We start from the raw sequence: 18,343 nt of genomic DNA, 5'->3' as shown, positions 1-18,343 counted from the left end.
ACTAGAATGGCGGCGATGCTCGACACCCTTGCCGCACCGGCCAGCCACGCGCTGGAAATCAAGCACAGCCGCTTCCTCGCCCAGGCCTGCCCGATCAACAGCGCCGCCGAGGCGCTGGCGTTCTTCGATGCTGTTTCCACGCCGGATGCCACGCACAATTGCTGGGCCTACCGCTACGGCAACGAGTACCGCTCCAGTGACGATGGCGAACCCGCCGGCACCGCCGGGCGGCCGATCCTGGCCGCCATCGATGGCCAGGGCTACGACCGCGTCGCGGTGGTCGTCACCCGCTGGTACGGCGGCATCAAGCTGGGGGCTGGCGGGCTGGTGCGTGCGTACGGCGGCACCGCCGCCGAATGCCTGCGGCTGGCCACGCGCAGCCCGCTGGTGCCGATGACCGAGCGCATCCTGCAATGTGGCTTCGAGGACATGGGCATCGTGCATACCCTGCTGGGCAGCGCCGGTGCCGAGAAGCTGGACGAACAATTCCTGGCCGAGGGGCTGCGCCTGCACGTGCGCCTGCCGGCCGACCGCATCGATGCCCTGGCCATCCGCCTGCGCGATGCCACCCGTGATCGCCTGCGCCTGAGCGAGCCTGCACACCATGACTGAAGCCCCCCCGTCGCCGCGCGAGCCGCGCCTGAAGAAACTCGGCAGCCTGAAAACCCTGTGGCCATTCGTGCGTCGGCATGGCGCGCTGTTCAGCGCATGGCTGCTGGCGCTGGCCGTCTCCTCTGCGGCCACGCTGAGCCTGCCGATGGCGGTCAAGCAGATGATCGACACCGGTTTCTCCGGCGGCGGCAGCGAGATCAACCGCGCCTTCGGCCTGCTCTTGATCGTGGCGATCGTGCTCGCCCTGGCCACCGCAGCGCGCTTCTTCTTCGTTTCCCTGCTGGGCGAGAAGGTGGTGGCCGACCTGCGTGGACAGCTGTACGCGCACCTGATCGGGCTGGACGCCGGTTTCCATGACCGCACCCGCAGCGGCGAGCTGGTCTCGCGCCTGTCCGCCGACAGCGAGCTGCTGCGCAGCGTGATCGGCTCGACCATGTCGGTGGCGCTGCGCAGCACCGTCACCGTGGTCGGCAGCATGGTCATGCTGTTCGTGACCAGCCCGCATCTGGCGCTGTACTCGCTGATCGGCATCCCGCTGGCGGTGCTGCCGATCGTGCTCGGCGCGCGCCAGTTGCAGAAGATCTCACGCGCCAGCCAGGACCGCGTGGCCGACGCCAACACTCTGGCCGCCGAGACACTCGGCGCGGTGCGAACGGTACAGGCGCATGCACGTGAACCGTACGAACGTGGCCGGTTTGAAGACGCACTGAAGGTATCGGTGGCCACCGCGCGGCGTCGCATCGGCACTCAATCCTTCGTCACGGCCATCGCGATCATGCTGGTGTTCGGCGCCATCGTGGCGGTGCTGTGGTCCGGCGCGCACGATGTGGTCGATGGCCAGATGAGTGCCGGCACGCTGGGGCAGTTCGTGCTGTATGCGCTGATCGGCGGCGGCTCGGTCGGCGCGCTGGCCGAGGTCTGGAATGAGCTGCAGCGTGCCGCCGGTGGCATGGGCCGCATTGGCGAGCTGCTGGTGGAAACCCCGCGCATCACTGCGCCGGCGCAACCCGTGCCGCTGCCTGCGCCGGTCCGTGGCCAGATCCGCTTCGAGCAGGTCGCCTTCCACTACCCGCAGCGGCCTGACCAGCCCGCCCTGGACGACTTCACCCTGACCGTTGCCCCCGGCGAGACGGTGGCCCTGGTCGGCCCTTCCGGGGCCGGCAAGAGCACCGTGCTGTCGCTGCTGCTGCGTTTCCACGACCCGGACGCCGGCGCGGTGTACCTGGATGACATCGACCTGCGCCAGCTCGACCCGGCCCAACTGCGCCAGAGCATCGCACTGGTGCCGCAGCAGCCGGCCCTGTTCGCCGCCAGCGCCGCCGACAACATCCGCTACGGCCGTTTGGATGCCACCGACGAGGAACTGCGCGCCGCCGCCCGTTCGGCCGAGGCCGACGACTTTCTCAGCCAGTTGCCGCAGGGCTATGACAGTGACCTGGGCGAGCGTGGCGCGCGCCTGTCCGGCGGCCAGCAGCAACGCATCGCCATTGCCCGTGCCCTGCTCAAGGACGCCCCGGTGCTGCTGCTGGACGAAGCCACCAGCGCATTGGATGCCCAAAGCGAGCGCGCGGTGCAGCAGGCGCTGGAGCGACTGATGGCCGGTCGCACCACGCTGGTCATCGCGCACCGCCTGGCCACCGTGCTCAAGGCCGACCGCATCGTGGTGATGGACCACGGCCGCATCGTCGCCCAGGGCACGCATGCCGAGCTGCTGGCCCAGGATGGGCTGTACGCCGAGCTGGCCCGGCTGCAGTTCATCGATTGACCACGTCCGGGTAACGCCTGCATAACGCTGCAAGGGGCAAGCTGCCCCTTCAGTGCACGCGCACCGCATCGTGCGGACAGGAGGCGAGCCATGGCGTTCCGACAGTTCCCTGCCACCAGTGAAGATGGCGAAAGCTGGGTCGTGATCGAGTTCAAGGACGAAGACGGCGGCGCGGCGCATTCCATCCGCTACGAGCTGTCCGACGGGCGCCCGCTGATACGCGAGGGCAGCCGCCTTTTCACCTCCGACGGCGAGGTCCGACTGTCCTTGAACCAGTCGTATCGCGCCTGAGCCTGAATGCGCTTTGCCGATATCGCCTTGAACTGGTCAATATTTAGGCAACTGTCTTGACAGCCTTGTGCCCCAAGGGCTGCCGGCGATTATCCACATGGTTGTGAACATTTCATCCACACCCCCTGTGGATTAGTACAGAACCGTCTCACCGCCTGCGACCACTGCAGGAGCCGCCTCGGCCACGAAGCAGGGAGTGCTTGACGTACGCAAACCCCTCCGTCCCAGGCACGCCCTCACCCCTTGGCGCCAATCGATGGGACGGTCGGAGAGGAACAACGCTTCGACATCCATGCAGGACCCGGCGCGGGGATGGCATCCCCGCCCAGGCATCCTCGTCCGCCTAGCGTCCCAGCACACGGCCAATGCCGCTGCTGTCGATCTCCGCCGACGCCGCGGCCAGCACCTCGGGCGCATAGGTCTGCACGAACCCCATCCGGAAGTGCACCTCGCCTGCCGGCGTACGCGAGGAGTGGATCGAGGCCAGGCTGATCCCGTGCCGCTCGAACACGTGCAGCAGTTCGCGCAATGAACCGGCGCGATCCTCCGGCAGGTGCACGCTCATTGCCCGCTGGTCGGTCAGGTCCGCCAGCAGGTAGCCGAGCCGTTCGAAGCTGTAGTTGCCATCACGCAACGTCTGCTCGCCGACCGCTTCGCGGTTGACGTCCAGGAACTGCTTCCGGAACGCGGCACGCGCCTGTTCGCTGCCTTCGGCCAGCAGGCCGCGCAGCTGCTGCAGCTGCTGCAGCAGGTGATCCAGCACCTCGCCGGCATGCGGGTTGCCGAACTGGATGTCTTCATAGATCGCCGGGTTCAACGACAGGATCCGCGAGATCACCGTCGCATCCAGCTCGAACGCAGCCGAACGGTAAGGCATCAATTCCTGCAACGAGCCCAGCATCGGCGCGTACTCGCGCAGCACGCCGGCCTGCGCCAGGTGGGTGGCATGCACCATCGCCTGCACCAGCGCCATTACCCGGTCATGGTGTTCGGCCGTGCCACGTACGCATTCGGCCTGCAGCGCCATGCACAGCGCATCCAGCCAGGCCTGCCAGCGTGCATCCAGCCGCGCCTCGCAGACCACCATCACCCTGCCCTTCAGGGTGGGTGCCTTGGGGGGTGCCGTCATCGGATGCAGCCCGGCCACCGAGGCCTGCGACTCCAGCATCGCCTCGACCGGCCCGGCCTTGATCGAGGTGACGTCCAGCCAAAGCCGGCCACGTTCGCGTCCGGCCGATTGCTGCACGTACTGGCGGATCAGCGCCGGGGTCTGCCGGATCGGCGCGGAGAACAGCAGCACGTCGGCGCGTTCCAGCAACTGCTCCGGCGTCTGCGACGAGGCATCCACCGGATCGTGCCCGATGACTTCCAGGCCCATCCGGGTCTGGAAGAACGTGCGCAGCCAACGACCATAGGCGCCACCACTCCCGACGATGCCGATCACCGGCATCGCCGTCACGTCCTGCGTCACGCCAGGCGCTCGGCGCGGAAGCGGTACGGCGTGCCCAGCGCGGCCGGCGCCGCGGCCAGCACGTCGAACTCCTCCACGCCCTCGGCCAAGGTGGCTTCCAGCGCGGCGTGCACGCCGGCGATCGCACGCCCGACGGCGTCCTCGAAGGCATGACCCTTGATCAGGAAGGCCACCAGCAGCGACATCAGCACGTCACCGGTGCCGGCCACGTCCACCGGCAGGTGCGGCGAGGTCCAGCGCCACACTTCATCGCGGCCGATGGCCAGCGTCACCAGCTCGCCCGGATCGCCGGACACCGAATGCGCGATCACCCATTCCGGCCCGCGCTCAAGCAGCTTGCGCGAGGCGGCGATGGCATCGTCCTGCTCCAGCGCCGGCATGCCGGTCAGGCGTCCCAGCTCGAAGGCATTGGGCGTCACCAGCCAGGCATGCGGCAACAGCCGCTCGGCGAACACGCGTTCCAATCCCGGCTCCACGTAGGGGCCGGTATGGGTGTCGCCGATCACCGGGTCCAGGCAGTAACGCAGGTTGGGCGACTGTGGCAGCACTTCGTCGAGCCAATCGGCGAAGGCCGCGCCGTTGTCGACGCTACCGAAGTAACCGGAGACCAGCATCTTCGCCCGCTGCGGCAAGCCGCGCTCGCTCGTGCCCTGCAGCAGCTCGGCGAACCAGTCCGACGGCAGCACCCGGCCGCGCAGGGTCGAATAGAACGGCGCATTGCTGAGCAGCGTGGTCGGGATCTCCGCCACGCGCAGGCCCAGCGCGCGCAACGGCGGCACCGCCGCACTGTTGCCGGCATGGCCGTAGACCAGTTGGGATTGAACGGAAATCACGTCCACCGGCGACGGCCCATCAGGGCGCTGCCGGCGACCATGCACGAGGTGGCTGTGGTCGGGATTGTTCATTGCAACATTCTACGTCCGCCTGCCACCGCGCGGCCCAGGACGCTTGCGTGCGCAACCAACGCAACCGCCCGAAACGCGGAAAGCCGCAGCAAGCTGCGGCTTTCGCGTCGAATCCAGCATAAAGACGAATGCCCCGCCGTAGCACCGGGCCCTGTCCGGCGGCGGCTCCGCCGGGAATGTCCAGCGAGGCGTGGCGCCGCGCTGTCGCCTCAGGACTTCATGCGTTCCCAGAAGCCCTTCACGCCATCCATGAAGGTGGCCGATTTCGGCGAGTGCTTGCGTGCTTCCTCGCCGACGAAGGTGGCCTCGAACTGCTCCAGCAGCTTGCGTTGCTCGTTGGTCAGGTTCACCGGCGTCTCGACCACGATGCGGCAGTACAGATCGCCCTCGGTGCGGCTGCGCACCGACTTGACGCCCTTGCCGCGCAAACGGAACAGCTTGCCGGTCTGGGTCTCGGACGGGATGCGGATCTCCGCCTCGCCACCCAGCGTGGCCACGCGCACGGTATCGCCCAGCGCCGCCTGCGAGATGCGGATCGGCACTTCGCAGTGCAGGTCGTCGCCGTCGCGGGTAAAGATGGCGTGGTCGCGCACGCGCACTTCCACGTACAGGTCGCCCGGCGGGGTGCCCGGCGGACCGGCCTCGCCCTCGCCCTGCAGGCGGATGCGGTCGCCGGTGTCCACGCCCGCGGGCACCTTCACCGACAACACCTTGTCTTCCTCGACACGGCCGTTGCCGTGGCAGGTCTTGCACGGCTTGGCGATGATCTGGCCGCGGCCGCCGCAGTTGTGGCAGGCCTGCTGCATGGCGAAGATGCCGCGCTGCACGCGGACCTGGCCGCGACCACCGCAGACGTTGCAGGTTTCCACCTTGCCGTCTTCCGAGCCGCTGCCATCGCAGTCACCGCACTCGGCCAGGGTCGGGATCTCGATGCGGCGCTCCACGCCGGCCACCGCTTCCTCCAGGTCCAGCTCCATCACGTAGCCGATGTCGGCACCGCGACGCGGCTGGCGCGGGCCACCGCCGCCACCGAAGATGTTGCCGAAGATGTCCCCGAAGATGTCGTTCATGTCCGGGCCGCCGGCACCGCCGCCACCGCCCATGCCGTGCTCGAACGCGGCGTGGCCGTGGGCGTCGTACATGCGCCGCTTGTTGCCGTCGGACAGCACTTCATAGGCTTCCTTGCACTCCTTGAAGGAGGCCTCGGCCGCCGCGTCACCGGGGTTGCGGTCCGGGTGGAACTTCATCGCGCAGCGACGGTAGGACTTCTTCAGTTCCTCGTCGCTGGCGTTGCGGGCCACGCCCAGTACTTCGTAGTAATCGCGCTTGCTCATGCTCTTCTCTCCCTCCCCCTCCGGGGAGGGCAAGGTGGCGGTTCATCGACAAGACAAGGGTCCGGGGCCGCCTGCGCAAACCCGGACCCTGGTCCCGGCCCTTCCCACGCGGGGAAGGGCCAGCGGTACATCAGGACTTCTTGTCGTCCTTGACTTCGGTGAACTCGGCGTCCACCACATCGTCGTTGGACGGGCCGGCGGCGCCGGCACCCGGTGCCGGACCGGCCTGCTCGCCGGCCGAAGCGGCGGCGTACAGCGACTGGCCGGCTTCTTCCAGCGCCTTGGACTTGGCTTCGATCTGGGCCTTGTCGTCGCCCTTCATCGCCGTCTCCAGGTCGGCCAGCGCGGCCTCGACCTTGCCGATCACATCGCCACCGACCTTGCTGCCATGTTCGGTGATGGCGGTGCGGGTGGCGTGGATCAGGCCGTCGGCCTGGTTGCGGGCCTGGACCAGTTCCTGGAACTTCTTGTCTTCCTCGCGGTTGGCTTCGGCGTCGGCAACCATGCGGTTGATTTCGTCTTCCGACAGGCCCGAACCGGCCTTGATCTCGACCTTCTGTTCCTTGTTGGTCTTCTTGTCCTTGGCCGACACGTGCAGGATGCCGTTGGCGTCGATGTCGAAGGACACTTCCACCTGCGGCATGCCGCGCGGGGCCGGCTCGATGCCGGACAGGTCGAACTTGGCCAGCGACTTGTTGAAGCGGGCCTGCTCGCGCTCACCCTGCAGCACGTGCACGGTCACGGCCGACTGGTTGTCCTCGGCGGTGGAGAAGGTCTGCGAGGCCTTGGTCGGGATGGTGGTGTTCTTCTCGATGATCTTGGTGAACACGCCACCCAGGGTCTCGATGCCCAGCGACAGCGGGGTCACGTCCAGCAGCAGCACGTCCTTGACGTCGCCGCCCAGCACGCCGCCCTGGATCGCGGCACCCAGTGCCACGGCTTCGTCCGGGTTGACGTCCTTGCGCGGCTCCTTGCCGAAGAACTCGGTGACGGCCTGCTGCACCTTCGGCATGCGGGTCTGGCCACCGACCAGGATCACTTCGCTGATGTCGCTCGAACGCAGGCCGGCATCGTTCAACGCGGTGCGGCACGGCTCGATCGACTTCTTGATCAGGTCTTCCACCAGCGCTTCGAGCTTGGCACGGGTCAACTTGATGTTCAGGTGCTTCGGGCCCGACGCGTCAGCGGTGACGTACGGCAGGTTCACTTCGGTCTGCTGGGCGCTGGACAGCTCGATCTTGGCGCGCTCGGCGGCGTCCTTCAGGCGCTGCAGGGCCAGCGGATCCTTGCGCAGGTCGATGCCCTGGTCCTTCTGGAACTCTTCCACCAGGTACTCGATGACGCGGTTGTCGAAGTCTTCGCCGCCCAGGAAGGTGTCGCCGTTGGTGGCCAGCACCTCGAACTGCTTCTCGCCGTCGACGTTGGCGATCTCGATGATCGACACGTCGAAGGTGCCGCCGCCCAGGTCGTAGACGACGATCTTGCGGTCCTTGTTGTCACCCTTGTCCAGGCCGTAGGCCAGCGCGGCCGCGGTCGGCTCGTTGATGATGCGCTTGACGTCCAGGCCGGCGATGCGGCCGGCGTCCTTGGTTGCCTGGCGCTGGCTGTCGTTGAAGTACGCCGGCACGGTGATCACCGCTTCGGTGACCTTCTCGCCCAGGAAATCCTCGGCGGTCTTGCGCATCTTCTCCAGCACGCGGGCGGAGATTTCCTGCGGCGCCATCTTCTTGGCGTCGCTGGTCTGCACCCAGGCGTCGCCATTGTCGTGGGCCAGGATGGTGTACGGGACGTGCGCGATGTCCTTCTGCACTTCGGCGTCGGTGAACTTGCGGCCGATCAGGCGCTTCACCGCGTAGAAGGTGTTCTTCGGGTTGGTGACGGCCTGGCGCTTGGCCGAGGCACCCACCAGCACTTCGCCGTCCTTGGTGTAGGCGACGATGGAGGGCGTGGTGCGGTCGCCTTCCGAGTTTTCGATGACGCGGGCCTTGCCGCCGTCCATGATCGCCACGCACGAGTTGGTGGTGCCGAGGTCGATACCAATGATCTTGCCCATGGGGGACTCCTGAGAATTCGTGTGCCGGCCGCTGCCGGGGATGAATGGGATGTGGGGGACGACCCGATGACATTCAAGTCATCCCCGGAACACTGTTTGCTGCTGGCCGGCCCCGTTCAACCAGGGGCCTGCCGGCCGGTCAGTCGGCCTTGGCCACCACCACCAGCGCCGGCCGCAGCAGGCGCTCGTTGAGCAGGTAGCCCTTCTGGAACACGGTCACCACGGCGCCCGGCGCCACGCCAGCCGGCGCGTCGACCTGGCTGATGGCCTGGTGGTGTTCCGGGTTGAAGGCCTCCCCGGCCGGGTTCAGCAGGGTCAGCCCGTTGTCGGCGGCCACCTTGAGCAACTGCTTGTAGGTCAGCTCCAGCCCCTCGCGCAGCGGGCTCGGTTCGGTGCCGGCGGCGGCCAGGCCGGCGTCCAGGCTGTCAAAGACCGGCAGCAGCTCGCCCAGCAGCTTCTCGTTGGCGAACTTGCGCGCCTGTTCGATGTCGCGGGCCACGCGCTTGCGCTGGTTCTCCAGGTCGGCACGCTCGCGCAGCGCGTCGGCCTTGACCTGCTCCAGCTCGCCAAGCAGCGCCTGGACCTGGGCTTCGTGCTGGTCGGCGACGGCGTCGTTCTGATGATCGGTTTCGGGGTGGTCTTGGTTCATTTCCGGTTCCCTGGCGGAGGTTCTGCCCGCCTACCCGGCCTCGTATGTGGGCAATGCCTGCCGTTTCAAGGCTTGGACTCATCCTTTGAGACGCCGGGCGCCTACCCTGCCCCGGCGCCCCTGCATGCATTGACCTGTCCGGCGTGCGTGCTAGCTTTGCGCGGCCTACTCATCTGCCCACCATGCTCAGACATCTTTCAATCAAGGATTTCGCCGTTGCCCGCGCCACCGAGCTCGAATTCGGACCTGGCATGACCGTGGTTTCCGGCGAAACCGGCGCCGGCAAGTCGTTGATGGTGGACGCCCTGGGCTTCCTGTCCGGGCTGCGCGCCGACTCCGGCGTGGTCCGCCACGGCGCCAGCCGGGCCGAGCTTTCGGCCGAATTCAGCCTGGAGGCCGACAGCCCGGCCCGGCAGTGGCTGCTGGACAACGAACTGGACGACGAGGAGCAGTGCCAACTGCGCCGCGTGATCCGCGCCGACGGCGGCTCGCGGGCCTTCATCAATGGCCGCCCGGTCCCGGTTTCGCAGCTGACCGAACTGGCCGGCTTTCTGGTCGAGATCCATGGCCAGCACGACCAGCAGGCATTGCTGTCGAGGCCCAGCCAACTGGCCCTGCTCGATGCCTATGCCCGCAACGACACCGAGCGCGCCGCCGTGCGTGCCGCCACCGGCACCTGGCAGGCCCTGCTCGATGAGCGCGACGCCCTCTCCCAGCAGGGCGACGTCTCCGACCGCATCGGCTTCCTGGAGCACCAGCTCGGTGAACTGCAGCGCGAAGATCTGGAACCGGCGGCGATCACCGCGCTGGGCGCCAGCCACCGTCGCCAGGCCCATTCCACCGCCCTGATCGAAGCCTGCCAACGTGCCGGCGGCATCCTCAACGGGGACGACGATGCCCCGTCCCTGCTTTCACTGCTGCAGCAGGTCCGCCATGAACTGGGCCGGGTCAGCCAGCACGAACCGCGCCTGGGCGAGGTCGATGGCATGCTCGACACGGCCGGCATCCAACTGCACGAGGCGCTGGCCCAGCTCGACCGCGTCCAGGACGACCTGGACAGCGACCCGGATGCCTTCGAGGAAATCGAACGCCGGCTCGGCCGCCTGCACGACCTGGCGCGCAAGCACCGGGTACCGATGGAGGAGCTGCTGGCCACCCAGCAGCGCATCGAGGCCGAGCTGGAACAGTTGCGTGGCGCCGACGAACGCCTGGCCCGCCTGGCGGGCGAGATCGACAAGGCCGCTGCCCGCTGGCAGGCCGAAGCGGCCATCCTCACCGCCAGCCGCAGCAACGCGGCCAAGGCACTGTCTGACACCACCACCACCCTGATCGGCGAGCTGGGCATGGGCGGCGGCCAGTTCCTGATCGAACTGGAACCGCAGCCTGCCGCCCGCCCGGACCCGAACGGCGCCGAGCGGGTCGAGTTCCTGGTCGCCGCCAACGCCGGCCAGCCACCGCGTGCCCTGCGCAAGGTCGCCTCCGGTGGCGAGCTCTCGCGCATCTCGCTGGCCATCGAGGTCGCCGCGCTGGGCCTGGATGCCGTCCCCACCATGGTCTTCGACGAAGTGGACTCGGGCATCGGTGGCGCGGTGGCCGACATCGTCGGCAAGAAGCTGCGCGCCTTGGGCGAACGCCGCCAGGTGCTGTGCGTGACCCACCTGCCGCAGGTCGCCTCCAAGGGCCATGCCCACTACCGCGTCAGCAAGGCCCCGGTCGACGGCATGACCCAGAGCGCGGTGGAACTGCTCGACGCCAAGGGCCGCGAGGAAGAGCTGGCGCGCATGCTCGGCGGGGCCGAGGTCAGCAAGGAAGCCCGCGCCGCCGCCCGCAGGCTGCTCACCGAGGCCTGAGCCGGTCGAGGACCAAGGTGTCCCCGGCCTGTTCCCCCATGGACGCGGGACCGGCCCCAAACAACAACGCCGGCCCAAGGGCCGGCGTTGTGCATTTCATCCTGCTGGCCGGTGACCCGTGGCGGGCCACCGCTGGCGCGGGCGTTCAGCGACGCTTCTTGCGCACGTACAGCACCAGCGAATGCTCTTCCAGCTCGTAGCCATGATCAGCCGCGATCTTGCGCTGCAGCTGCTCGATCTCGTGGCTTTCGAACTCGATGATCTTGCCGGTGTCCACGTCCACCATATGGTCGTGGTGGCCGCCGCGGTCCAGCTCATAAACCGCCTGGCCGCCCTCGAAGTTGTGCTTGAGCACCAGCCCGGCCGCTTCGAACTGGGTCAGGACACGGTAAACCGTGGCCAGGCCGATTTCGTCGCCGCAATCGAGCAACTGCCGATAGATGTCTTCGGCGGTCAGGTGGTGATGGGGGGTGTTCTGCTCGAGCAGGGCGAGGATGCGCATCCGCGGATGCGTCACCTTCAGACCGACTTTGCGCAGGTCGTTGGATTCCATGGCCATCGTGTTCATTGGCGGTTTAGCGCCAGTTGCCTCCGGTCAGATCGCGCTGGGTGCCGGGGAGTGTATCATCGCCCTGATATCCCCAATCGCCCTACCCAATGCGCAACCTTCTGTTGATTGCTGTAGTCGCCCTGTCCACCACCGGCTGCGGCATCATCTACAAGCAGCCCATCTACCAGGGCAACCTGATCCGTGAACAGGCCGTCTCGCAGCTGCAGGTCGGCCAGAGCAAGCAGCAGGTCAACGCGCTGCTGGGCACCCCGTCCATCGCCGACCCGTTCCACGCCCAGCGTTGGGATTACACCGCCAGCCAGCGCGTGAACCGCCTCGGCACCACCGAGACCAAGAACTTCACGGTGTTCTTCGAGAACGACATGGTCACCCGCTGGGAAGGCGACTACTTCCCGAACCAGGATGCCGAGCTTGCCCGCAAGAGCGTGCGCCAGTTCGGCCGCAACCTGGCCAAGGACAAGAAGAAGGGCCGCTGATCGCCAGCGCCGCTTGGGATCAATCGCCGCCGCGCGCCCGCCGGCGGCGATTTTCTTTGGGGTCGGCCAACAGCGGGCGCAGCAGCTCGATGCGGTCCCCCTCGTGCAGCAACTGCTGCGGGCGCGCCAGCACGCCATGCACGGCCAACGCCGCCGTGACGCCGGCGGTATCCAGCCCGGCCTCGTCCACCGCCTCGGCGACGGTGCAGCCCTCGGGCAGCGCCAGCGTCCGCTGCAGGTAACGTTCCGGCCAGGCCAGCACCACCTCCACCCGCATGCCTCATTCCTCCTGGTCGGCGACGCGCACGAAGTCGTTGACCATGCGGTCGGCCAGCCCCTGGAAACCCAGCGCCAGCGCCGGCCCCAGCAGCCGCGAGGTCGGCTCGAACTCCAGCTCCAGGCTGACCTTGCAGGCATCGGCGGCCAGCGGCTGGAAGTCCCAGCGCCCATGCAGGCGCTTGAACGGCCCGTCGCGCAGCTGCATGTCGATGCTGCGCGGGCGCACCAGCGCGTTTTCGGTCATGAACCAGGTGCGGAACGAGCCCAGCCCAAGGTCCAGCCGCGCCACCAGCCGGTCCCCGCCCTGCTCCAGGATCTCGGCCTTGTCGCACCAGCGGAACCGGCGCGGATAGGCGGAGACGTCATTGACCAGATCAAACATGCGCTCGGCGGAGTGTTCGACCAGGGCGCTTCGGCGGATGGTAGGCATGGGGAATACGATGGATATCCGGAATGCCTCCGAATCGGAGACAATACGTAAATGAGCAAGAACACCGGCAAGGATAAAGCAAAGAACGCGACGGCCGACAAAACCATCGCGTTGAACAAGCGTGCCCGTCACGAATACCACCTGGAAGAACGTTTCGAGGCCGGCCTGGTCCTGCAGGGCTGGGAAATCAAGGCCATCCGCGCCGGCCGCGGCAACATGACCGACGCCTACGCCTATGTGAAGGACGGCGAGATCTTCCTGATCGGCGCCCAGATCACCCCGCTGATCCAGGCCTCGACCCACACCATCCCCGAGGACCGCCGCCAGCGGAAGCTGCTGCTGCACCGCCGTGAGATCGACAAGCTGATCGGCCGCGTCGAACGCGACGGCTACACCCTGGTCCCCACCGCGATGTACTGGAGCAAGAACAAGATCAAGCTCGAGATCGCGCTGGCCAAGGGCAAGCAGAACCACGACAAGCGCGACACCGCCAAGGAACGCGACTGGGCCCGCGAGAAGCAGCGCGCCATGCGCGCCCACAACCGCAACGCCTGATGTCCCCCTGCGCGCCACGGCCGGCCAGCGTGCACGACAGCGAGCAGCTTTGCCAGCGCCTGCAGGCCTTCAACCAGCAGGCCTGTGGCGATCCACTGGAAGACCTCCCCGTCCGCCTGGCCTGCCACGATCACGACGGCACCCTCTACGCCGGCCTGCTCGCCGACATCTGCGCTGGCTGGCTCACGGTTCATGTCCTGTGGGTTGACCCCGCCCACCGCGGGCGCGGGGTGGCCAGTGCGTTGCTGGCCGAGGCCGAACAGACCGCACGCCAGCACGGCGCCCACGCCGCCCTGCTGGACACCTTCGACTGGCAAGCCGAGGGCTTCTACACCCGCCACGGCTACGACGTGCTTGCCCGGCTCGCTGACTACCCGCCGGGCCATCAGCGGATCTACCTGCGCAAATCCCTGCTCGCGTAAGCCCACCGGCGCAGCTCACCACGGGTACCGGCCTCCTGGAGCGCAACGCACAGCAGTGCCAGGCGCACGACCACCTTGATTTCAGTCTCAGCGGCGGCGTCTCCTGCCAGCCATGCCCGGACCCTGTCCGCCGCTTCCGGCGGCAACAGCTCCAGCACGCGCTCCTCCGGGATCGCGTCGGCCACCCGCTGCAAGCGCTGCGAGAAGCCGAACAGGCGCAACGAACTCCATGCCACCTGCAGTACCGCCACCACTGCCACCAGCGTGACCAGGCGATCCACCACCGTCGGCTCAAGACCCGACCATGCCGGCCGCAACGCCAGCAGCAACAAGGCTGCGGCCACCTGCCAGCCCGCCCAGCGATACCGCCGCCGCGCCATGGCCCCGACCATGCCCGCGCTGACCAGCAACGTGGCCACGGCCGCACCGAGCTGCCAGCCCGAGTCACCCCACAGCGCCGCCGTCGTCAACAACAGCAGCAACACATAGGCAGGCAGAGCCGGCAAGGCACGCCGCAGGAAATCCCGCCCCACGCCTGCCGCGAGCCCCTTCAAACTGCGCGCCTGCTGCTGTTGCACCAACAGTCTCCACCCGACTTCAACCGACACATCGTTGACGGGCGCCTGTCGCAGAAAGGTCGGCGGGGCGTTAACTCACGCCAGACGGATGCCGGCACGTGACGATTCAGCTTATTTGCCGTAGCATCCACACCGTCAGCGAGGTTTCGGTCCACTTGGTCGCTCAGGTAGCCGCAACCCTCATCGCTCAACGTCTAACCGGGGGTGCACTGGTTTCGACGGGGGTTATGAAGTCGCTTGGCGCATGCCGAGGGGGTAGCTTTCCTCGTAAATCCAGCTGCAAAACTCTAGTTGCCAACGACGACAACTACGCTCTCGCCGCTTAAGGCGTAAGCCCCGAACCCACTTGTGCCCGTGCTCGTGGATGTAGGGTCATTATCACGGAACCGGCTGTGACGGCTGCCTGTCAGTCACGGCTTAACCAAAACAGGCTGGTCCTTGGGTGCGCTTCGCTCACCGTGCTGCCACAGGACGAGACCCAACGGTGAACTAAGCATGTAGTGCCAGGGATGGAGTGCCTTCGGACGGCGGTTCAATTCCGCCCACCTCCACCAATGCAGTGGCCGACAAGGCCCGAAGCAGGCCGGAATCCCCGAGAAATCAAGGGATTCCGGCCTTTTTTGTTTCCGCCTCCGTGCATCCGCTTCCATTGCAAGCCGTGAGACCGCGGGCACATTTGGGGGCATCTCCCCCCATCGACCATCCAGATACCCCCAACTGACCGACATGGCCCTCCGCAAGGCCAATCTCACCGCGCAAGCTCAAAGAGCCTTCTGACGGCCACCACCTGGGAATTGCCCGATGGCATCGAGGAACCTACGATCAATCCTTGCAAAAGGAAGACCCCCTGCCTTCGAGGCCTTCCAAACCTGGAGATGTGCTTCCCATGCCGGAAAAAGGACAGAAGACGAAGCTGCTTTACTTTTGGCTGTCCCGCGAGGATGTCGCCGAGTTCAGCGATGCACTGCATGAGGCGCTCCCGGATATGCGTTGGCGCTGCTCGCATACGGGCGCTGACCGTCTTCTGATTCACCACTTCGACACGCTCCAGGCTGCGCTCGATTGCGAGGCAAGTGCAATCGTCAGTCAGGCATTTGCAGCCTTGGGCCGGTCGGAACTGCAATTCCTCCGCTCCTACCGCATGCATATGACGGACATGAAGGATGCGACAGGGCATGCCTACGACCCTGAGATTGATGTAGTCAACTATGGACGCATGGCGATTCGGTGGAACACGCTGGACGGGGATGATGCGCCCCTCACGGCGTTGCTCAACACGATCTGGAAAACGTTCAAGCAAGTGACCCTACCGGCAAAAGTGCATACCACCGCGGGCCATCCAATCCCAGGCTTCAGGATCGGGAAACAGATGCATGAAACTGCAAGAAGCGAAAGGCTGTACCTGAAGGCGAATGGGCCCTTCTGCCTTCTCAACTAACTTCCACGTGCGTCGCCGCGCCCATGTATGTCGCAGCGCTCCAATACCCCCTGCCGATCAACGCGCTTCGGCTCGATCGACCAAGGGAAGGGACTGCCGTCGATGCGCCGCCTCGTGCCATGAACGACATGCGCTGATCTGAGCACCCCGGTTGGAATCGAGCCATCCGATCATCAACAGGATGCCCGGCTCGTCAGACACTTCTTCCCCAAGCCTTCGATCTTTGGAGGCCTGGCGGGAAGCGTCCTGCATGCATTGGCAATGCCATCCTTCGGCCCGAGCATTCGCCATCACCGGCAACAGTGCCCTCCCGGCATCTGCAGGCGCATCCGCGGCAAGGAACTGTTGATACAAACCGCAACTGGAATCCAGCGAACCCAGCATGCCCCCGGCGCCAAATTCCAGGCAAAGAAAAAGCCCCGGTTTCCCGGAGCTTTTTTGGAAATGGCGTCCCCACGGGGATTCGAACCCCGGTCGCCACCGTGAAAGGGTGATGTCCTAGGCCTCTAGACGATGGGGACGCGTATTCTTCAAATTCGAGTTGTCTATCCGGACGGCCTAATGTCCGAATTGGTGGAGCTAAGCGGGATCGAACCGCTGACCTCCTGCATGCCATGCAGGCGCTCTCCCAGCTGAGCTATAGCCCCACGTTGTTACCGCGAGCCCGCTATTATGGCAGACTTTCTGTTGGAAAGGAAACTCTTTTTTTCCTTTCGGACCACCCTGGGAGGATGACCTTTTCAACAGGATCCCGACACATGACCGGGACCGTACTACAGTGATGAATGGCGTCCCCACGGGGATTCGAACCCCGGTCGCCACCGTGAAAGGGTGATGTCCTAGGCCTCTAGACGATGGGGACGCGTTATACTCATCAAGTTGTTTTCGACGATCCGAACGGCCTAATGTCCGGATTTGGTGGAGCCAAGCGGGATCGAACCGCTGACCTCCTGCATGCCATGCAGGCGCTCTCCCAGCTGAGCTATGGCCCCGACGTCGCCGAGAAAGAAATAATAGCCCGGCTTTTTTAGGCCCGCAAGACATTTGTGAAAAAATTTCTTCACATCTCGCCAGCGAACAGGTCATCGCGCCCAGGGGCAACTGGCTGAACTCCTACGCACATGGGATGGGCTTCCCGGCTGCCCCGGCAGGAAGCACGCGGCAACGTATCGGCTCCATCCCTGCGAGGAGCATCGCATGCCGGTCGTGGTCATCGTGCTGGCTTTCATCTTCATCAACCTGGGCTGCGGACCGGCCCATGCACAACAGGTGTTCAAGTGCCGCACCGACGATGGGATCACCTATCAGTCCCTGCCCTGCGACGGCCCGCCGTTGAAGCAATGGACGGCGGCACCCGAACCGTTCGACCGGCACGCGCAGGCGCGCCTGCAGGCCATCGAGCGTGAACTCAAGCGCGCCAATGCCGTTCCGGCACAGCGGACACGGCGTTCCGGCCGACCACCCACACCCGCGGCAGGTGCCTGTGAGCTGGCGCGGCGCGGTCGCAGCCAGGCCTATGCCAAGGCCGGGCTGAAACGGGACTTCGCGCTCTCAAGCCATTGGGACAACCAGGTCCATGCCGCCTGCTGGTAGGGGCTGGACGCTGAAGGGCACGGAGTCGATAGAATCCAGGCAACTCCTCCGCGACCTGTGGCCATGGCCCGATCCCCGCTCCGCTGCCTGCTGTCGCGCCTGCGTCCTCTGGCCTTGTCCGCTGTCCTGCTGTTCGGCATCTGGCCTGCGCTGGCGCGCACACCGGAAGCCCCGGGCTGGCAACCCACCACGCCCGCGTTCGGGCGCGCACAGAAGGCATTGCTGGACGGCCAGATCAATGCCTTGGCCGCGCAGCGACCGGGCGTCACCGACCTGTACGTGCTGGGCGTGGCCGGGGATGTCGATGAAGACGTCTTCCGCAACGAAGTGCTTTACCTGCGCCAACTGTCGGCACAACGCTGGGACGCCGAAGGCCGCATGCTCAGCCTGGTCAATCACCCCGATACGCGCGCCGGGGCGCAGGCACAACCGCTGGCGACCTACCAGAGCATTGGCTACGCGCTTGATGCGCTCGGCCAGCGACTGGACCCCAAGGAGGACGTACTGCTGGTCTACCTGAGCAGCCATGGCCTGGACGACAGCAGCTTCTACCTGCATACCGGACCGGGCCAGGAGGACTACCTCACGCCCGGGGACCTGGCCGAATCATTGAACGAAGCGGGGATCGGAAACGCGGTGATCGTGGTCTCCGCCTGCTACTCCGGCGGCTTCATCCCCGCCCTGAAAGCCCCCAACCGGATGATCATCACCGCGGCGCGCCACGACCGTCCCTCCTTCGGCTGCGGCAACACCGACAGTGCCACCTGGTTTGGGCGTGCCTTCCTGGTGGAAGCGATGAACGCCACCAGCGATTTCGCCGACGCCTTCTCGCGTGCCAGCGCCACCGTGCGCGAGCGTGAAAAGGAAGAAGGCGAGTTGCCATCCGAACCCCAGTTCGATGCCGGCAAGCGCGTCAGCAGCGTGCTCGGCAAATGGCGGCTGGGCCTGCCAGAGACGGCCGCCGTGCCCTACCCGTACGTGCATGTGCCGCGGTCACCGACGGGCGCGCTGCGCACCAAGGCACCGGCTGACGGCCGCGCCAACAAGAAGGGTTTGTAGGCGGCCGGCGGG

The 18,343-nt window shown here is 66.4% G+C and carries 20 protein-coding genes, 4 tRNA genes and 1 other RNA gene; 11 read left to right on the top strand and 14 right to left on the bottom strand.

Features of this window, described 5'->3' with window-relative positions; all coding sequences use genetic code 11:
* Nucleotides 1-15: 15 nt before the first annotated feature.
* The 3 genes from VA603_RS16825 (at nucleotide 16) to VA603_RS16815 (ending at nucleotide 2,668) form a co-directional block, all read left to right on the top strand.
* Nucleotides 16-612: an IMPACT family protein gene (locus VA603_RS16825; protein ID WP_132864306.1), complete on the top strand. Its 597-nt coding sequence runs from the start codon at nucleotides 16-18 to the stop codon at nucleotides 610-612.
* Nucleotides 605-2,377 (top strand): ABC transporter transmembrane domain-containing protein, encoded by a 1,773-nt coding sequence (locus VA603_RS16820; RefSeq protein ID WP_132864307.1) that lies wholly within the window; start codon nucleotides 605-607, stop codon nucleotides 2,375-2,377. The genes VA603_RS16825 and VA603_RS16820 overlap by 8 nt, the downstream gene beginning before the upstream one ends.
* A gap of 90 nt (nucleotides 2,378-2,467) precedes the next feature.
* A complete protein-coding gene (locus VA603_RS16815; protein WP_323439509.1) occupies nucleotides 2,468-2,668 on the top strand; it encodes a hypothetical protein in 201 nt (66 codons plus the stop codon).
* A 343-nt stretch (nucleotides 2,669-3,011) separates the two neighbouring features.
* Here VA603_RS16815 and VA603_RS16810 read toward each other — a convergent pair whose 3' ends face one another.
* The 5 genes from VA603_RS16810 to grpE form a co-directional block, all read right to left on the bottom strand.
* Entirely contained in the window at nucleotides 3,012-4,127 is a 1,116-nt protein-coding gene (locus VA603_RS16810; protein ID WP_323439646.1) for a prephenate dehydrogenase, read from the bottom strand.
* Nucleotides 4,128-4,135: 8 nt separating this feature from the next.
* Nucleotides 4,136-5,044 carry a pyridoxal kinase gene (gene pdxY, locus VA603_RS16805; RefSeq protein WP_132864309.1) on the bottom strand — a complete coding sequence of 303 codons (909 nt, stop codon included), beginning with the start codon at nucleotides 5,042-5,044 and terminating at the stop codon, nucleotides 4,136-4,138.
* A 209-nt stretch (nucleotides 5,045-5,253) separates the two neighbouring features.
* Nucleotides 5,254-6,378, bottom strand: a complete 1,125-nt coding sequence (dnaJ, locus tag VA603_RS16800; RefSeq protein ID WP_132864310.1) for a molecular chaperone DnaJ — start codon at nucleotides 6,376-6,378, stop codon at nucleotides 5,254-5,256.
* Between the two features lie 130 nt (nucleotides 6,379-6,508).
* Nucleotides 6,509-8,431 carry a molecular chaperone DnaK gene (gene dnaK, locus VA603_RS16795; RefSeq protein ID WP_132864311.1) on the bottom strand — a complete coding sequence of 641 codons (1,923 nt, stop codon included), beginning with the start codon at nucleotides 8,429-8,431 and terminating at the stop codon, nucleotides 6,509-6,511.
* 139 nt (nucleotides 8,432-8,570) lie between these two features.
* The gene (gene grpE, locus VA603_RS16790; protein WP_132864312.1) at nucleotides 8,571-9,080 is read right to left on the bottom strand and encodes a nucleotide exchange factor GrpE; all 510 of its coding nucleotides are present in this window, start codon (nucleotides 9,078-9,080) and stop codon (nucleotides 8,571-8,573) included.
* A 182-nt stretch (nucleotides 9,081-9,262) separates the two neighbouring features.
* On the opposite strand from grpE, the gene recN reads away from it, so the two are divergent.
* Complete coding sequence (gene recN, locus VA603_RS16785) at nucleotides 9,263-10,930, top strand: DNA repair protein RecN (protein WP_323439508.1); 1,668 nt, start codon at nucleotides 9,263-9,265, stop codon at nucleotides 10,928-10,930.
* A gap of 145 nt (nucleotides 10,931-11,075) precedes the next feature.
* Here the strand turns inward: recN and fur are convergent, their stop codons facing one another.
* Nucleotides 11,076-11,483 (bottom strand): ferric iron uptake transcriptional regulator, encoded by a 408-nt coding sequence (gene fur, locus VA603_RS16780; protein ID WP_165931239.1) that lies wholly within the window; start codon nucleotides 11,481-11,483, stop codon nucleotides 11,076-11,078.
* A 104-nt stretch (nucleotides 11,484-11,587) separates the two neighbouring features.
* Between fur and VA603_RS16775 the strand changes: the two genes are divergently transcribed.
* Nucleotides 11,588-11,977, top strand: coding sequence for an outer membrane protein assembly factor BamE (locus VA603_RS16775; protein WP_132864315.1), 390 nt, complete (start codon nucleotides 11,588-11,590; stop codon nucleotides 11,975-11,977).
* A 19-nt stretch (nucleotides 11,978-11,996) separates the two neighbouring features.
* On the opposite strand, the gene VA603_RS16770 is transcribed toward VA603_RS16775, so the two are convergent.
* Nucleotides 11,997-12,254 (bottom strand): RnfH family protein, encoded by a 258-nt coding sequence (locus VA603_RS16770; protein WP_323439507.1) that lies wholly within the window; start codon nucleotides 12,252-12,254, stop codon nucleotides 11,997-11,999.
* A gap of 3 nt (nucleotides 12,255-12,257) precedes the next feature.
* Nucleotides 12,258-12,686 carry a type II toxin-antitoxin system RatA family toxin gene (locus tag VA603_RS16765; protein WP_313251122.1) on the bottom strand — a complete coding sequence of 143 codons (429 nt, stop codon included), beginning with the start codon at nucleotides 12,684-12,686 and terminating at the stop codon, nucleotides 12,258-12,260.
* 51 nt (nucleotides 12,687-12,737) lie between these two features.
* On the opposite strand from VA603_RS16765, the gene smpB reads away from it, so the two are divergent.
* Both smpB and VA603_RS16755 read left to right on the top strand, forming a co-directional pair.
* Nucleotides 12,738-13,241, top strand: coding sequence for an SsrA-binding protein SmpB (gene smpB, locus VA603_RS16760; protein WP_132864318.1), 504 nt, complete (start codon nucleotides 12,738-12,740; stop codon nucleotides 13,239-13,241).
* Nucleotides 13,241-13,663: a GNAT family N-acetyltransferase gene (locus VA603_RS16755; RefSeq protein WP_323439506.1), complete on the top strand. Its 423-nt coding sequence runs from the start codon at nucleotides 13,241-13,243 to the stop codon at nucleotides 13,661-13,663. The genes smpB and VA603_RS16755 overlap by 1 nt, the downstream gene beginning before the upstream one ends.
* On the opposite strand, the gene VA603_RS16750 is transcribed toward VA603_RS16755, so the two are convergent.
* The gene (locus VA603_RS16750) at nucleotides 13,636-14,241 is read right to left on the bottom strand and encodes a hypothetical protein (protein WP_323439505.1); all 606 of its coding nucleotides are present in this window, start codon (nucleotides 14,239-14,241) and stop codon (nucleotides 13,636-13,638) included. The two genes, VA603_RS16755 and VA603_RS16750, sit on opposite strands and share 28 nt — an antisense overlap.
* A gap of 200 nt (nucleotides 14,242-14,441) precedes the next feature.
* Between VA603_RS16750 and ssrA the strand changes: the two genes are divergently transcribed.
* Both ssrA and VA603_RS16740 read left to right on the top strand, forming a co-directional pair.
* Nucleotides 14,442-14,795, top strand: a transfer-messenger RNA (tmRNA) gene (ssrA, locus tag VA603_RS16745).
* A gap of 332 nt (nucleotides 14,796-15,127) precedes the next feature.
* Nucleotides 15,128-15,679 (top strand): hypothetical protein, encoded by a 552-nt coding sequence (locus VA603_RS16740; protein ID WP_323439504.1) that lies wholly within the window; start codon nucleotides 15,128-15,130, stop codon nucleotides 15,677-15,679.
* A 57-nt stretch (nucleotides 15,680-15,736) separates the two neighbouring features.
* Here the strand turns inward: VA603_RS16740 and VA603_RS16735 are convergent, their stop codons facing one another.
* The 5 genes from VA603_RS16735 to VA603_RS16715 form a co-directional block, all read right to left on the bottom strand.
* Nucleotides 15,737-16,063, bottom strand: a complete 327-nt coding sequence (locus VA603_RS16735) for a hypothetical protein (RefSeq protein WP_323439503.1) — start codon at nucleotides 16,061-16,063, stop codon at nucleotides 15,737-15,739.
* Nucleotides 16,064-16,124: 61 nt separating this feature from the next.
* Nucleotides 16,125-16,200, bottom strand: a tRNA-Glu gene (locus VA603_RS16730).
* 50 nt (nucleotides 16,201-16,250) lie between these two features.
* Nucleotides 16,251-16,326: transfer RNA gene (locus tag VA603_RS16725), tRNA-Ala, on the bottom strand.
* Nucleotides 16,327-16,465: 139 nt separating this feature from the next.
* A tRNA-Glu gene (locus VA603_RS16720) sits at nucleotides 16,466-16,541 on the bottom strand.
* A 54-nt stretch (nucleotides 16,542-16,595) separates the two neighbouring features.
* Nucleotides 16,596-16,671: transfer RNA gene (locus VA603_RS16715), tRNA-Ala, on the bottom strand.
* 205 nt (nucleotides 16,672-16,876) lie between these two features.
* Here VA603_RS16715 and VA603_RS16710 point away from each other — a divergent pair.
* Together VA603_RS16710 and VA603_RS16705 are read left to right on the top strand one after the other, a co-directional pair.
* The gene (locus VA603_RS16710) at nucleotides 16,877-17,272 is read left to right on the top strand and encodes a hypothetical protein (RefSeq protein ID WP_323439502.1); all 396 of its coding nucleotides are present in this window, start codon (nucleotides 16,877-16,879) and stop codon (nucleotides 17,270-17,272) included.
* A gap of 63 nt (nucleotides 17,273-17,335) precedes the next feature.
* Nucleotides 17,336-18,331, top strand: a complete 996-nt coding sequence (locus VA603_RS16705) for a C13 family peptidase (RefSeq protein ID WP_323439501.1) — start codon at nucleotides 17,336-17,338, stop codon at nucleotides 18,329-18,331.
* Nucleotides 18,332-18,343: the final 12 nt, after the last annotated feature.

The organism is Stenotrophomonas capsici, assembly GCF_034961085.1.
Taxonomy (GTDB): domain Bacteria; phylum Pseudomonadota; class Gammaproteobacteria; order Xanthomonadales; family Xanthomonadaceae; genus Stenotrophomonas; species Stenotrophomonas capsici.
This window is presented reverse-complemented; position numbering and strand designations above follow the sequence as displayed.